The 14,478-nt window shown below is 55.8% G+C and carries 15 protein-coding genes; 14 read left to right on the plus strand and 1 reads right to left on the minus strand.

All coding sequences use genetic code 11. The features are described from left to right. Positions 1-6 precede the first annotated feature (6 nt). The 12 genes from rlmB (at position 7) to der (ending at position 11,810) form a co-directional block, all read left to right on the plus strand. Positions 7-756: a 23S rRNA (guanosine(2251)-2'-O)-methyltransferase RlmB gene (rlmB, locus tag ACWWD9_RS05695; protein WP_013442496.1), complete on the plus strand. Its 750-nt coding sequence runs from the start codon at positions 7-9 to the stop codon at positions 754-756. A gap of 126 nt (positions 757-882) precedes the next feature. Next, positions 883-1,308: a nucleoside-diphosphate kinase gene (gene ndk / locus ACWWD9_RS05700; RefSeq protein WP_013442495.1), complete on the plus strand. Its 426-nt coding sequence runs from the start codon at positions 883-885 to the stop codon at positions 1,306-1,308. Positions 1,309-1,314: 6 nt separating this feature from the next. Continuing rightward, positions 1,315-2,418, plus strand: a complete 1,104-nt coding sequence (gene rlmN, locus ACWWD9_RS05705; RefSeq protein WP_455867991.1) for a 23S rRNA (adenine(2503)-C(2))-methyltransferase RlmN — start codon at positions 1,315-1,317, stop codon at positions 2,416-2,418. Continuing rightward, a complete protein-coding gene (gene pilW / locus ACWWD9_RS05710; RefSeq protein ID WP_015830368.1) occupies positions 2,415-3,170 on the plus strand; it encodes a type IV pilus biogenesis/stability protein PilW in 756 nt (251 codons plus the stop codon). The genes rlmN and pilW overlap by 4 nt, the downstream gene beginning before the upstream one ends. Further along, positions 3,167-4,177: a helix-turn-helix domain-containing protein gene (locus tag ACWWD9_RS05715; protein ID WP_455867992.1), complete on the plus strand. Its 1,011-nt coding sequence runs from the start codon at positions 3,167-3,169 to the stop codon at positions 4,175-4,177. The genes pilW and ACWWD9_RS05715 overlap by 4 nt, the downstream gene beginning before the upstream one ends. 2 nt (positions 4,178-4,179) lie before the next feature. Further along, complete coding sequence (gene ispG / locus ACWWD9_RS05720) at positions 4,180-5,466, plus strand: flavodoxin-dependent (E)-4-hydroxy-3-methylbut-2-enyl-diphosphate synthase (RefSeq protein ID WP_013442491.1); 1,287 nt, start codon at positions 4,180-4,182, stop codon at positions 5,464-5,466. 15 nt (positions 5,467-5,481) lie between these two features. Next, on the plus strand, positions 5,482-6,738 hold the full coding sequence (gene hisS / locus ACWWD9_RS05725) for a histidine--tRNA ligase (RefSeq protein ID WP_455867993.1): 1,257 nt from the start codon (positions 5,482-5,484) through the stop codon (positions 6,736-6,738). 4 nt (positions 6,739-6,742) lie between these two features. Further along, positions 6,743-7,579 (plus strand): ATP-binding cassette domain-containing protein, encoded by an 837-nt coding sequence (locus ACWWD9_RS05730; RefSeq protein WP_013442489.1) that lies wholly within the window; start codon positions 6,743-6,745, stop codon positions 7,577-7,579. After that, complete coding sequence (locus tag ACWWD9_RS05735; protein WP_455867994.1) at positions 7,576-8,394, plus strand: ATP-binding cassette domain-containing protein; 819 nt, start codon at positions 7,576-7,578, stop codon at positions 8,392-8,394. The genes ACWWD9_RS05730 and ACWWD9_RS05735 overlap by 4 nt, the downstream gene beginning before the upstream one ends. A gap of 44 nt (positions 8,395-8,438) precedes the next feature. Beyond that, positions 8,439-9,065: a tetratricopeptide repeat protein gene (locus tag ACWWD9_RS05740; RefSeq protein WP_013442487.1), complete on the plus strand. Its 627-nt coding sequence runs from the start codon at positions 8,439-8,441 to the stop codon at positions 9,063-9,065. A 3-nt stretch (positions 9,066-9,068) separates the two neighbouring features. Further along, positions 9,069-10,235, plus strand: a complete 1,167-nt coding sequence (gene bamB / locus ACWWD9_RS05745) for an outer membrane protein assembly factor BamB (RefSeq protein ID WP_455867995.1) — start codon at positions 9,069-9,071, stop codon at positions 10,233-10,235. Between the two features lie 3 nt (positions 10,236-10,238). Next, the gene (gene der / locus ACWWD9_RS05750) at positions 10,239-11,810 is read left to right on the plus strand and encodes a ribosome biogenesis GTPase Der (protein ID WP_013442485.1); all 1,572 of its coding nucleotides are present in this window, start codon (positions 10,239-10,241) and stop codon (positions 11,808-11,810) included. A gap of 24 nt (positions 11,811-11,834) precedes the next feature. Here the strand turns inward: der and ACWWD9_RS05755 are convergent, their stop codons facing one another. Beyond that, on the minus strand, positions 11,835-12,641 hold the full coding sequence (locus tag ACWWD9_RS05755; protein ID WP_015830362.1) for an outer membrane protein assembly factor BamD: 807 nt from the start codon (positions 12,639-12,641) through the stop codon (positions 11,835-11,837). A 40-nt stretch (positions 12,642-12,681) separates the two neighbouring features. Between ACWWD9_RS05755 and rluD the strand changes: the two genes are divergently transcribed. Together rluD and pgeF are read left to right on the plus strand one after the other, a co-directional pair. Beyond that, positions 12,682-13,746: a 23S rRNA pseudouridine(1911/1915/1917) synthase RluD gene (gene rluD / locus ACWWD9_RS05760; RefSeq protein ID WP_455867996.1), complete on the plus strand. Its 1,065-nt coding sequence runs from the start codon at positions 12,682-12,684 to the stop codon at positions 13,744-13,746. Then, a complete protein-coding gene (gene pgeF / locus ACWWD9_RS05765; RefSeq protein WP_455868141.1) occupies positions 13,733-14,473 on the plus strand; it encodes a peptidoglycan editing factor PgeF in 741 nt (246 codons plus the stop codon). Before rluD ends, pgeF begins: the two co-directional genes overlap by 14 nt. The last annotated feature ends 5 nt before the right edge of the window (positions 14,474-14,478 follow it).

Here is a 14,478-nt window from a genome sequence, read left to right on the forward strand (position 1 = left end):
GTTGTAATGAGTGATAGCCGTATATTGTTTGGATTTCACGCCGTATTGAGCCGCCTGCGTCAGCATGGGGCCAGCGTGCAGGAAATCCTGATCGACAAAGATCGTGTGGACGCCCGCATGAAGGACCTGATCAACCTGGCGGAAGGTGCTTCTGTGCGTCTGATGCAGGTAGAGCGCTCCCGTCTGGATGGGATGGCGGGCGCTAACGGTCGGCATCAGGGCGTGATTGCGCGCGTGGTGGATACGCCGATTCCGTACAAGGATATTCACGATATTCTGGAGTCGGATCTGACCGAACCCCCGTTTTTCCTGGTGCTGGATGGCGTGGAAGACCCTCATAACCTGGGTGCCTGCCTGCGCGTGGCGGATGCCATGGGTGTGCATGCGGTGATTGCCCCCAAGGATAGGGCGGCAGGTTTGAATGCGACCGTGCGTAAGGTTGCGTGCGGTGCCGCCGAGACGATTCCTTTCATCGCAGTGACCAATTTGGCGCGTACCCTGCGCGAGTTGCAGGAGGCAGGCGTATTTGTTGTTGGCGCTGCGGCCGATGCACCGGGCAATCTGTTCACCACCAAGCTGGACGGTCCATTGGCGCTGGTGCTGGGGGCTGAAGGTGCCGGTTTGCGCCGTCTCACCGCTGAAACCTGCGATACGCTGGTGAGCATTCCCATGTTCGGCTCGGTAGAAAGCTTGAATGTATCGGTGGCAAGTGGCATTTGCCTTTACGAGGCGAGACGCCAGCGTAACGCAGTTTAAGCTTGCTTATCCTGTAAACAAGAGTCTCCTGCCCGGCAAGGCTGGATTTTGCCGCGTGGGTTTATTTTAAACTGCTAAAATGCTATTTTAGTCGGTTTTTCGTAGTGTTAATTTTTTGGAGCTATCATGGCTGTTGAACGTACCCTTTCCATTATCAAACCCGATGCTGTTGCCAAGAATGTCATCGGCAAGATCTACACCCGCTTTGAAGATGCTGGCCTGAAGATTGTTGCTTCGCGCCTGGCACAACTGTCACAAGCTGAAGCTGAAGGCTTCTACGCTGTGCACAAAGAGCGTCCTTTCTTTGCTGACCTGGTCAAGTTCATGATCTCCGGTCCTGTGGTTATTCAAGTGCTGGAAGGCGAAAACGCTGTTCTGGCACACCGCGACCTGATGGGCGCAACTGATCCGAAGAAGGCCGCACCTGGCACCATCCGCGCTGACTTCGCTGAAAGCATCGATGCCAATGCCGTGCACGGCAGTGATTCCGTTGAGAATGCAGCGATTGAAATCGCTTACTTCTTCCCGGCTTCGCAAGTTCACAGCCGCTAAGTTGCAATGACCGTTAATCTGCTCAATTACAGCCAGCCTCAACTCGCCGAGTATTTTCACGGCCTGGGCGAAAAGCCTTTTCGCGCCAAACAGTTGATGCGCTGGATGCATCACTTCGGGGTGCATGATTTTGATCAGATGACGGATATTGCCAAATCGCTGCGCGACAAGCTGAAAGACCAGGCGGAAATCACCCCGCCTGGAATCAAGCTTGAGCAGATTTCTGAAGATGGCACCCGTAAATGGCTGATTGATGCCGGGACCGGGAACGGGGTGGAAACGGTATTCATCCCCGAAGCCGAGCGCGGTACGCTATGTGTCTCTTCACAAGTCGGTTGTGCGCTGGAATGTACGTTTTGCTCTACGGGGCGCCAGGGTTTCAATCGGAATTTGAGCGTGTCTGAAATCATCGGCCAGCTGTGGGTCGCCAACAAGGCGCTGGGGCGTGACCCCAAGGGCGATCGCATTATCAGTAATGTGGTGATGATGGGCATGGGCGAGCCGCTGGCCAATTTTGATAATGTGGTCACGGCCCTCAATATCATGCTGGATGACTCGGCTTATGGCCTGAGTCGTCGACGCGTCACCGTTTCCACCTCGGGCATGGTGCCTGCCATGGATCGTCTGCGTGAGGCATGCCCGGTGGCACTCGCCGTGTCACTGCATGCACCAAACGATGCCCTGCGTGATGAGATTGTGCCTATCAACAAGAAATACCCGATCAAGGAGCTGATGGCCGCTTGCCAGCGCTATCTTGAAAAAGCCCCGCGCGACTTTGTGACATTTGAATATGTGATGCTGGATGGGGTGAACGACAGCGTGGAGCACGCCCGTCAGTTGCTGGATATCGTGCGCGATGTGCCATGCAAATTCAACCTGATCCCATTCAACCCATTCCCCAATAGTGGCTACGATACTTCCAAGCCCGAGGCGATTCGTCGTTTCCGCGATGTCCTGATGCAGGCAGATTACGTCGTCACAACGCGCAAGACGCGGGGCGATGATATCGATGCCGCCTGTGGTCAGTTGGCTGGCAAGGTGCAGGACAAAACGCGGCGTACTGAACGCAACAAGGTCATGCAGGTTATATCGGTGGAGAAAACAGTTTGAAACGTTGGCTGATGGTGGTCTTGATCGGCCTGGCTGGATGCGCTGAGCAGCAAGCCCAGCCTTACAGTGCTGGCGAAACGAGTGCACGCGAGCGTGCCCGTGTCCATACGGAACTGGGTGCGGGGTATTTTGCGCAGAACCAGATGGCGATTGCGCTTGAAGAGTTTACCGAGGCTATTCGTATTGATGGCAGCTATGCCATGGCCTATAACGGTCTGGGGCTGGTCTATGGCGCATTGCGGGAAGATGCCAAGGCCGACAGCAACTTCAAGCGCGCCTTGCAGATTGAGCCTAATAATTCGGAGTCGCGCAACAATTACGGCTCCTTCCTGTGCTCGCGTAACCGCATTGATGAGTCCATCGTGCAATTTACCGAGGCGGTTAAAAACCCGCTGTATGCCACGCCAGGGGTGGCCTATATGAATGCCGGGATTTGCGCGCTGAAGAAAAAGGACGAAAAGTCTGCAGAGGGCTATCTTGAGAAAGCCTTGCAGGCGCAGCCTCTGTTACAAACCGCCGCCTATCAGTTGGCGACTATCCAGTTTAATCGTGGCCAGGTGGGTATTGCGCGCAATACCCTGAAAAATGCCCTGGTCAACAATCCTGGGCCAGATACTTTATGGCTGGGTATTCGCATCGAACGCATCCTGGGTGATCGCGATGCAGAAGCAAGCTATGCCTTGTTGCTGCGTAAAAAATACCCGAATTCCGAACAAACCAAGGCACTTCTTTCAGGGCAACAAGCGCAATGACGGAAACCACACCAGTAACACCTGATACGCAGGAAGCCGCAAGTACTGCGTCTTCTCATGCATCCTCCATCGGCGCCATCTTGCGTGCAGCGCGTGAGCAAAAGGGCTTGTCTGTCATCGACATTCATGCGCGCCTGCGCATCAGTGAGCGCCAGATACATGCGCTGGAGACCGATGACTTTTCCTTGCTGCCCGAGCCTACCATTGCACGTGGCTTCATACGCAATTACGCCAAGTTTCTAGAGATTGATGCCGAGCCTCTGCTGGCAGCTTACCGTGCGCAAATGCCTTCGGAAGAGCAAAAGAATATCAGTATCCCATCGGCCAACATCCCCATTACCCAGTCGCGCACCACGGACTGGAAAAAGTACATCTATGCCAGCGTGCTGGTGCTGCTGGGGGCAGGTGTCTGGCTGTTGTATGACGAGAATTTGATACCGAGTATTCCTGATCTGCATCTGGGTAGCAGCAGTAGCGAAGTGAGCCCTGCTCAGGGGGAAAGCCTGCCACAAGCAGCGCTGCCAGCGGCCGAACGTGAGTCCGCCGCTACACAGGCGCCTGCGCAAGGCGAGGCCTTTGCGCTTCCTCCCGAGCAAACAAGTGATCAGGCAAGTGCTGTCCCCGCGGTAGAGCCACAGGCCGCTCCTGCGGCTGCCGTTCCTTCTACACCATCTGCTACAGCGCCTGCTGCGCAACCATTGCCAGCTACGCCCGCTGCAACAGCCGCTCCCGCGAGCACGAATGCTGACAGCACGGCTTCTTCCGTAGCCTTGCACAAGGTCCGCCTGGTGTTTACCGAAGATAGCTGGGTCAGCATTGTGGATCGCCATGGCAAAGAAATTTTCAATAAAACCAAGCGTGCCGGGAGCGAAGACGCCGTGGAGGGTGAACCTCCCTTGAAGGTGACCATCGGTAACGCTGCCGGTAGCCAATTGATTTATGACGATAAACCGGTGGATACCGCGCCATACAACCGGCTTAACGTCGTCCGCATCACACTGGAGTAATCGTGAGTCAGCAACAAGCCTTGAAACGCCGCCCCTGCAATCTGGTGATGGTGGGACATGTTCCCTTGGGCGGCGGCGCCCCGGTAGTCGTGCAATCCATGACCAATACCGATACCGCTGATGCGGCTGCGACTGTCCAGCAAGTATTTGAGCTGTGGCAGGCAGGTTCCGAGCTGGTACGTATTACCGTCAATTCCCCTGAAGCTGCCGCACAAGTAAGCACCATTCGCCGCGAACTGGATGCCATGGGCTGCAATGTCCCGCTCGTAGGCGACTTTCACTACAACGGACACAAACTGCTGGCGCAATATCCTGATTGTGCTGAAGCGTTGGCCAAATACCGTATCAATCCAGGCAATGTGGGCAAAGGCAGCAAGCGCGATGAGCAGTTTGCCGCCATGATAGAAGCGGCCATCCATTACCAGAAGCCCGTGCGCATCGGGGTGAACTGGGGCAGTCTGGATCAGGAAAAAATGGCACGAATGATGGACGAAAACGCACAGCGTGCGGAGCCCTTGTCGGCCGATGCCCTTATGCGCGAAGCCCTTATTCAATCAGCCCTGGAAAGCGCTGCCCAGGCCGAGGCGCTGGGTCTGCCATCCAATTTCATTACCATTTCCTGCAAGGTCAGTGATGTACAGGATCTGGTCACCGTATACCGTGATCTTGCTTCCCGTTGCACTTATCCCTTGCACCTTGGATTGACCGAAGCCGGCATGGGATCCAAAGGCATCGTGGCCTCTACAGCGGCGCTGGCATTATTGCTGCAGGAGGGCATAGGCGACACTATCCGTGTATCCCTCACGCCTGAGCCGGGAGAGGCCCGCACCAAGGAAGTGGTCGTGGCGCAAGAAATTTTGCAGGTGATGGGAATCCGTTCTTTTACGCCGCTGGTAACAGCTTGCCCTGGCTGTGGTCGCACTACCTCTACGTTCTTCCAGGAACTCGCCCAAAAAATCCAGCGCTATCTGCGTGAACAAATGCCGATATGGCGCAGTCAGTACCCGGGTGTGGAAACCATGAGCGTGGCAGTGATGGGGTGTGTCGTTAACGGCCCTGGAGAATCCAAGCTGGCGAATATTGGTATCAGCCTGCCGGGGACGGGGGAAGTGCCTGTGGCGCCTGTCTTTGTGGATGGCCAGAAAACCGTCACCCTCAAGGGCGATGCGATAGCGGAAGAGTTTCAGACGATAGTGGAAGACTACGTCCAAAAGAATTACGCCGAAGGCGGCAAGCTGCGTCAGTCGCTGCCATTGCAGCAAAAGACCATTCCGCTCAAGGCAATATAAAAAGCAATTAATAACATGGCTGATAAATTTCAAAGCATCAAAGGTTTTTACGACATCCTGCCTGAGCAAACTGCGCTCTGGCAAAAGCTGGAAGACACCGCCCGGCAAGTGCTTGGGCAATATGGCTATCGCAATATACGCATGCCGATTGTCGAGCCTACCGATCTGTTCATTCGCAGCGTGGGCGAGCATACCGATATCGTGGAAAAAGAGATGTATTCCTGGGTTGATGCGCTGAATGGTGACAAGCTGACCCTGCGGCCAGAAGGTACGGCAGGCTGCGTGCGGGCCGTGGTAGAGCACAGCCTGACCTACAATGGTCCGCAGCGCTTGTGGTATATGGGCCCGATGTTCCGTCATGAAAATGTACAAAAAGGCCGCCAGCGCCAGTTTCATCAGATAGGCGTGGAAGCATTCGGTTATGCCCAGCCCGAAGTTGATGCCGAGCAGATCATGCTGCTGGCCCGCTTGTGGCGAGCACTTGGCTTGACTGACGTTGAGCTGCAACTGAACACCATAGGCGATGCTGCCGAGCGGGCGGAATACCGTCAGGTACTCATCGCTTATTTTGAGCAGCACGCCGACCTGCTGGATGAGGATGCCAAGCGTCGCCTGCATACCAATCCCTTGCGTATTCTGGATAGCAAGAATCCCCGCATTCAAGCCATGATAGAAGGCGCTCCGCGCTTGCTGGATACCCTGGGTGGTGAAAGCCGGGCTCACTTTGATGCGGTATGTGCCCTGTTAAAGGCAGCGAATATTCCTTTTGTGCTGAATACGCGTCTGGTGCGTGGTCTGGATTATTACAACCGTACCGTGTTTGAGTGGGTGACAACCCGTCTCGGCAGCCAGGGCACTATTGCCGGTGGCGGCCGCTACGACACCCTGGTCGAGCGCCTGGGTGGCGATGCTACGCCGGCGTGCGGCTTTGGCATTGGCCTGGAGCGTGTGTTCTTGCTGATGCAGGAATATGGTATCGAGGCCACTCAGGGCTTGGACGGGTATCTGGTTAACCTGGGTGAGCAAGCCGAGCGGCTGGCACCTCAGGTAGCTGAACAATTGCGTGACGCTGGTATTTCCGTGGCCTTGCACACTGGCGGCGGCAGCTTCAAGTCGCAAATGAAAAAAGCCGACCGCAGCGGTGCGCGTTTCGCATTGATCCTTGGCGATGATGAAGCCCAGGCTGGCCAGATCACCCTCAAGCCCATGCTGGGTGGGGGCGAGCAACAACGACTCGATTTGCTACAGGCGATACAACATTTGAAGGAGTGAGCCCATGACTGCCTTGCTGCGCATGGAAGAACTGACGGTTGTCCCGGTTAAATCGCCCCAGCGCAAGCTGGTTAATCAGGTATCTTTTGTGCTGGAGTCAGGCAAAACCACTTGCGTGGTAGGCGAGTCGGGCAGCGGCAAAAGCCTCACAGCGCTGTCGGTGATGGGCCTCCTCTCCGAGCAACTACAGCGCATCCATGGTCGTGTCATTTTTCAGGGGCGTGATCTCGCCTCCCTGAGTTCCGAAGAAATGCGCGGCATACGCGGCAAGCAAATTGGCATGATTTTTCAGGAGCCGATGACCTCGCTGAATCCTGTGCTGAAGGTGGGCTATCAGATAGGCGAGAGCCTGACCGAACATCTTGGCCTGCGTGGAAAAGCCTTGCGGGCAAAGGTTGGTAGCCTGCTTGAGCAGGTCGGCATACCGGCAGAGCGTGCAGACAGTTATCCCGATGAGCTTTCTGGCGGACAACGCCAGCGTGTGATGATTGCCATGAGTATTGCCTGCGAGCCAGCGATGCTGATTGCCGATGAACCGACGACCGCGCTGGATGTGACCGTGCAGGCACAGATTCTCAAATTGCTGGACGAACTCAAGACCCGCATGAACATGGGCATGCTGTTCATTACCCATGATTTTGGCGTGGTGGCGGATATTGCTGACGATGTGGTGGTCATGTTCCGTGGCGAGATCGTCGAGTCCGGCCCGGTGGCAGAGGTGCTCGGCAATCCGCAGCATCCTTATACCAAGGCCTTGCTGGATTGCGTGCCCGATGCCGATGGCAAAAAGCCGTTGAAGCCGATTGATTATGCCTGGCTAACAAATGGAGCCCACCCATGAGTGAACCGATTCTGGTTGCCCATCATCTGGTCAAGACATATCCCCAGCGTGGCGGATTGTTTGGCCTGGGTCAGCAAAAGGTAAAGGCACTGGATGATGTCAGCATACAGCTGAATGCCGGTGAAACGCTGGCAGTCGTTGGCGAGTCGGGTAGTGGCAAGTCCACCCTGGCCCGTTGTCTGTTACAATTGCTGCCCCTGGATAGTGGCGAAGTGCAATTTCAAGGCCATGACCTGGCCAAATTGTCCGGCAAGGACTTGCGCGCGATACGCCGCGATCTGCAAATGGTGTTTCAGGATCCGTTTGCCTCGTTGAATCCGCGCATGCGCGTCGGGGAAATTATTGCTGAAGGCTTGCTGATTCATGATCTTGGCACCGCATCCGAGCGGCAACGCAAGGTCGTACAGATGGTGAAGCGGGTGGGCCTTAGCGAGGCCGATTTGCAGAAATACCCGCATGAGTTTTCCGGTGGACAGCGTCAGCGTATAGGTATCGCCCGTGCTTTGGTGCTTGAGCCCAAGGTGGTGGTCTGCGATGAACCGGTTTCGGCGCTGGATGTTTCCATTCAAGCGCAGATATTGCTGCTGTTGCGCGAACTGCAGCAGGAAATGCAGCTGAGCTACCTTTTCATCACACATGATTTGCGTGTGGTGCGTCATATTGCGGATCAGGTAGCGGTCATGTACAAGGGGAGGGTGGTGGAGCAGGGGGATGTTGACTCCCTGTATCATTCGCCCCAGCAGGAATATACCCGGAATCTGCTAAATGCGATTCCAGGGCGTCGGCCGTTGGCGGGTTTGGCCGCGGCAGGCTAATCAGGTGCAAGTTGATAATTAACCTTGAATTTTAGGATGGCGTAATGGCATACGATTTGGAAGAACAAGAACAGTTGGACGCGCTGAAAAGCTGGTGGAAAACCAACGGTAAATATGTTCAGGCACTGCTGATTGCAGTCGTGATCGGTCTGGCAGGCTATAAGGGCTGGAATTATTACCTTAATCAGCAGGCGATCAAGGCTTCTGCCAAGTATCAGGCCATGACCCAACTGGATATCAAGGATACCCAGGCGATTCAGGCCGCGGCCGGTGAACTCATGGATAACTTTTCCACGACGCCTTATGCCGCACGTGCTGCAATTGCGGCGGCCAAGGTGAGCTACACCAGTAAAGACCTGGCAAGTGCCAAGCGTCAACTGGCTTGGGCAGCCGAGCATGCCAAGGAAGACCAGGTGGCTGCTGTTGCCATGCTGCAATTGGCAGGTATCCAGTTTGAAGAAAAAGACCATGAAGCTGCGTTGAAGACGCTGGCACAAAAACACGACGCCGCGTTCGACGGTTTGTTTGCCGATCTGAAGGGTGACATTCTGCTGGCACAAGGCAAAAAGGCCGAAGCCAAGCAGGCCTATGAAGAAGCATTGCTCAAACTGGACGAGCAAGGCCGCTATCGCCGCTTTACTGAGCATAAACTGGAATCCTTGGGGAGCTAAACCTTGCGTCAGATTTCATTAGCCGTGCTGATTGCACTGGCGATCAGCGGTTGCTCCACCATCACTGACATGAAGACCGATATTTCGGAGCGCATGTTTGGCCGTGAGTTGAGTGACCCACCTGCTGAACTGGTCGATTTCAAAGCCAGCATGACGCCGAAAGTCATGTGGCGTGCCAGTCTTGGCGCTGCCGATGATTACGACTTCACCCCGGCCTCGATCAACGGTCAGGTGTTTGCCGCCAATGCCGCTGGCGATATCTTCAAGTTTGATGCCATCAAGGGTACCCAGGTGTGGAAGGTTAACGCTGGTCAGCGCTTATCCGGTGGTGTTGGCGTAGGCGCTGATCTGGTACTGGTTGGTACGGCCTCTGGCTATGTTGTCGCCTATGATCAGGCAGGCAAGATGCTATGGAAATCCAAGGTGAGCAGCGAAGTACTGAGCGCCCCGCAAGTGAATAATGGGGTGGTCGTCGTCCGTTGCGGCGATAGCCGTATTTTCGGTCTTAACGCGGTAGATGGTGCTCGCAAGTGGGTATATGAGCGCGCTACCCCGGCATTGAGCCTGCGCAGCAGCGCGGGCGTTGCCGTGGATGGTGGCGCGGCTTATGCTGGCTTTGCCGGTGGCAAGCTGATTGCCCTGCGCGTGGAAGATGGCAAGGTCATCTGGGAGGCCTCTGTTGCCCAACCCAAGGGTACAACAGAAATCGAGCGTATCGCAGACATTACCAGCCTGCCGGTGGTGGATGGTCCTTTGGTCTATGCAGTGGCATACCAGGGCAAGATCGCCGCAGTTGACCGTGCGACTGGCCGTGTGAGCTGGGGTCGCGATATTTCCAGCTATACCGGTCTAAATTCTGAAGATGCGCGCGTGTATGTTTCCCATGCGACCGGCTCGGTCTACGCGCTGGAATATTCCAGCGGCAAGACGTTCTGGCGTCAGGGCGACCTCAAAAATCGTCAGCTCAGCGCACCGTTGCCCATGGGCGGCGTGGTGGCGGTGGGCGATGTTCAAGGCTATGTGCATTTCCTCGGGCGGGAAGATGGCGCTTTTGAAGGCCGTATCCGCACCGAAGATAGCCCCGTCATGCCACAAATGCTGGCGCTGGGCACTAACGGTATTCTGGTCCAAACCCGCAAGGGCGGGCTTTACGCAATCTCACTGAAATAATCCATGCTACCCACCATCGTACTGGTCGGCCGTCCCAATGTCGGCAAATCCACGCTTTTTAACCGGCTGACCAAGAGCCGGGATGCGCTGGTGGCCGACCTGCCCGGCCTGACCCGCGATCGCCACTATGGACGTGGCATCGGTGGCGACAAGCCATTTCTGGTGGTGGATACCGGCGGTTTTGAGCCGCTGGTGGATAGCGGTATTCTGAAAGAAATGGCCAAGCAAACCTTGCTGGCGATTGATGAAGCCGATGTCGTGATCTTCATGGTGGATGGCCGTAATGGTCTGGCACCCCAAGATAAGGTGATCGCAGACCGTCTGCGCAAAAGCCAGCGCCCGGTACTGCTTGCGGTTAACAAGACCGAAGGCATGCAACGCGCCATTGTCAGTGCAGAATTCCACGAGCTGGGCCTGGGCGATCCACTGTCCATCTCTTCTGCTCATGGCGAAGGGGTGCGTGACCTGGTGGAGCTGGCGCTGGCGGATTTCCCCGAGCCAGAACCTGAAGAAGAGAACGATGGCAGCCGCACGCCCAAGGTGGCGATTGTCGGTCGGCCGAATGTGGGAAAATCCACGCTGGTCAATGCCTTGCTGGGGCAGGAGCGCGTGATCGCGTTTGACCAGCCGGGTACTACGCGCGATTCCATCCATATTGATCTCGAGCGCAACGGCAAGCATTACACGATTATCGATACCGCTGGTGTGCGCAAGCGCGGCAAGGTATTTGAGGCAATCGAAAAATTCTCGGTCATCAAAACCATACAGGCGATTGAAGAAGCCAATGTGGCAATTCTGGTGGTGGATGCCCAGGAAGGCATTACCGAGCAGGATGCCCATGTGGCGGCGTATATTCTTGAAGCCGGCCGGGCTCTGGTGGTTGCCATTAACAAATGGGACGGCCTGAAAGAGGATGAGCGCGACTGGATCAAACGCGAAATCGACCGCAAGCTGCAGTTTCTGGATTTTGCCAAATTCCACTACATCTCCGCTTTGCGCAAGAAGGGGCTGCCGGAGTTATTTACTTCGGTCGATGGCGCCTACAAGGCGGCCATGGCCAAGCTTTCCACACCGCAACTGACCCGCGTGCTGGAAGATGCCATCATTCAGCATCAGCCACCTATCAGCAAAGGCATACGCCCCAAGCTGCGTTATGCCCACCAGGGTGGCAGCAATCCGCCGATTGTGGTGATTCACGGTAACCACGTGGATGGCGTGAAGGATAGCTACAAGCGATATCTTGAAGGTGTGTTCCGCAAGGCGTTCCAACTGACCGGTACGCCATTGCGCGTGCAATTCAATCAGGGTGCCAATCCGTTTGCCGAGCCAGAGGACAAGCGCAAGGCGGGCGAGGGTATCGTCAGCATGCGCCGTCGCAAAACGGCTCAGCGCGCTGAGCTTAATGCCAAAAGCCGTGCTGAAAAGGAAGCCTTGGCGCAGCCCGCAGGTACCAAGCTCAATGCAGGTGTGAAACCTAAAGCCCCGATCAAGCCCAAGGCGCCAGCCAAACCCAGAAATGCAACAGGCGCCAAAAAGGCGCCTGCAGCGAGTAAAGGGCGCGCCAGCAAGAAGTAATGCCGGCGCTGCCTTAACGTTGAATCAAGAAGCGTAGAGCCCTTCCCAGAATTTCCACCATACACGTTCTTCTGGAACACCCTTTTTCAGCATTTTGCTGTCCGGATAGTTGGTTTGCAGCACGCGCAGGGTGTCCTGCTTCAGATCAGTCATGCCCATCAGATCGTATGCGCTGATCATGATGACCAGTGCTTCTTCAACGGAGGGTGAGTCAGGGTAGGTTTCCAGTACGAACTTGCAGCGATTGACCGAAGCCAGATAGGCCTGACGTTTCATGTAGTAGCGCGCCACATGCAGTTCACTGTTGGCCAGCATGTCCACCAGATAGGTCATGCGCAGGGTGGCATCCTTGACGTAGCGGCTGTTGGGGTAGCGGGTGACCAGTTCCTTGAGTGCAAGGAAGGATTCGCGCAATGACTTGGGGTCGCGGTCACTGATCTGTTGCTTGGTGAGCTTTTCAATCACGCCACGCTCGTTAAAGGTGGCTAGACCCTTCATGTAGTAGGCATAGTCGATGTTGGGGTGATCTGGATGCAGCTTGATGAAGCGATCAGCGGCAGCAATGGTGGAAATCGGATCGTTGCGCTTGTAGTAGGCGTAGATCTTGTCCATTTGAGCCTGAGTAGCAAAGCGGCCATGCGGGTAGCGAGATTCCAGCGTTTCAAAATATTTGATGGCTTTTTCGTAATCGCGTGAGCGCATCTTTTCGTCGGCTTCGGTGTAAATGCGTTGCGCCGACCAGCCTTTGGTCTCGTCTAACTCAGTTGGTGCGCCGAAGATCGCGCAACCAGACAGCCAGAGTACCGCAATAAACGCTAAACTATGCTTCATTTAAAAATATCCAGATTAAAAGTCTTGTAGATTATAACCGATGACCCAAACCACTCCTATCACTCTCATTATTCCACAAGACCTTGGCGGCTTGCGACTGGATCAGGCACTGCAAAAGCTGTTGCCCGAGCATTCGCGTTCGCGTTTGCAGCAATGGATCAAGGACGGCCTGGTCACGCTGGAGCCTGCGCAGGCCGTGACAGCCAAGACCAAAGTCTGGGGCGGTGAGCGCCTGCAGGTGCAAGTGCAGCCCTCGCCTGACGAACATGCGTTTGAGGCCGAGGATATTCCGCTGGATGTGCAGTATGAAGATGATCATATTCTGGTCATCAACAAACCTGCGGGCCTGGTGGTGCACCCGGCGGCGGGTAACTGGAGTGGCACGTTGCTGAACGCCTTGCTGCATCATGCACCGGTGGTAAAAGACCTGCCCAGGGCGGGGATTGTGCACCGGCTCGATAAAGATACCAGCGGCTTGCTGGTCGTGGCCAAGACACTTACTGCGCAGACCAGCCTGGTACGGCAGTTGCAGGCACGTACCGTCAAGCGCGAATACCGCGCCATTGTCTGGGGGCAGGTGTGGCAAAACGGACGCATCGACCAGCCGATAGGCCGCCATCCCCATGCGCGAACCAAAATGGCGATCAACCGCAATGGCAAGCCTGCGGTAACCCGCTATGAAGTGCTGGAGCGTTTTGCGGTTCACACCTATCTGCGCTGTAACCTGGAAACCGGCCGTACCCACCAGATTCGCGTTCACATGCAGCATTTGAAGGCGCCATTGGTGGGCGACCCCGTCTATGGTTTGGGAGGCATCGTGCCTCTACGCATGATGCCGCAGCATTTGCGCGATACCGTCCTCAACTTTGGCCGTCAGGCTTTGCATGCGGTTAAGCTGGGGCTGATCCATCCAGCCAGTGGCGAATTCATGGAGTGGCAGGTGGAATTGCCTGCCGATATGAAGTCTCTGCTGGAAGCCATGCGTCTGGTGCCAGTGGACGAAGTCGATCTTCCATTCGAATTTGAGGGTGATATGGATGACGATGATCTGGACGACGCGTATCCCGAGGATGAATTGCTGGACGACGATGATGAAATTGACTGATGCGTGCCTGATTGTGCCGGATTGGCCAGCACCGCCCAATGTGCATGTGGTGCAAACCACGCGTCTGGGCGGCGTGAGTCAGGCGCCGTATGACAGTCTCAACCTGGGAACGCATGTCGGGGATAATCCCCTGCATGTGGCGGCTAACCGGCAGCGACTGAGTGATATGCTGCCATCCGAGCCGATATGGATGGAGCAGGTGCATGGCACCATCGTGCAGGATGCAGCCTTGGCTTCTTGCGTGCCACAGGCTGATGCTGCGGTGGCGCGGCATGTGGATACCGTATGCACCGTCATGACCGCTGATTGCCTGCCCGTGCTGTTGTGCGATCAAGCCGGTACGGTGGTGGCTGCCGCGCATGCGGGCTGGCGTGGACTCAGTCAGGGTGTCATTGAGCGCACGGTCGAAGCCATGCACACACCATCGGAAAATCTGCTGGCATGGCTGGGCCCCGCGATTGGCCGTGATGCTTTTGAAGTGGGGGATGATGTCTATCAGATATTTGTAAACCACGATGCCCAGGCGGCGGAAGCATTTGCAGCCACGGAGAATGGCAAATGGTTGGCGGATATTTATCTGCTGGCCCGGCAACGCCTTGCCGCACTGGGTGTGACGCGAGTCTATGGTGGCGAATATTGCACATTCCATGATGCCAGCCGTTTTTTCTCCTATCGCCGTGATGGCGCATGCGGCCGCATGGCTAGCATGATCTGGCTGGGCCGATAATCGCC

Source organism: Methylovorus sp. SPW-M1 (assembly GCF_053848825.1).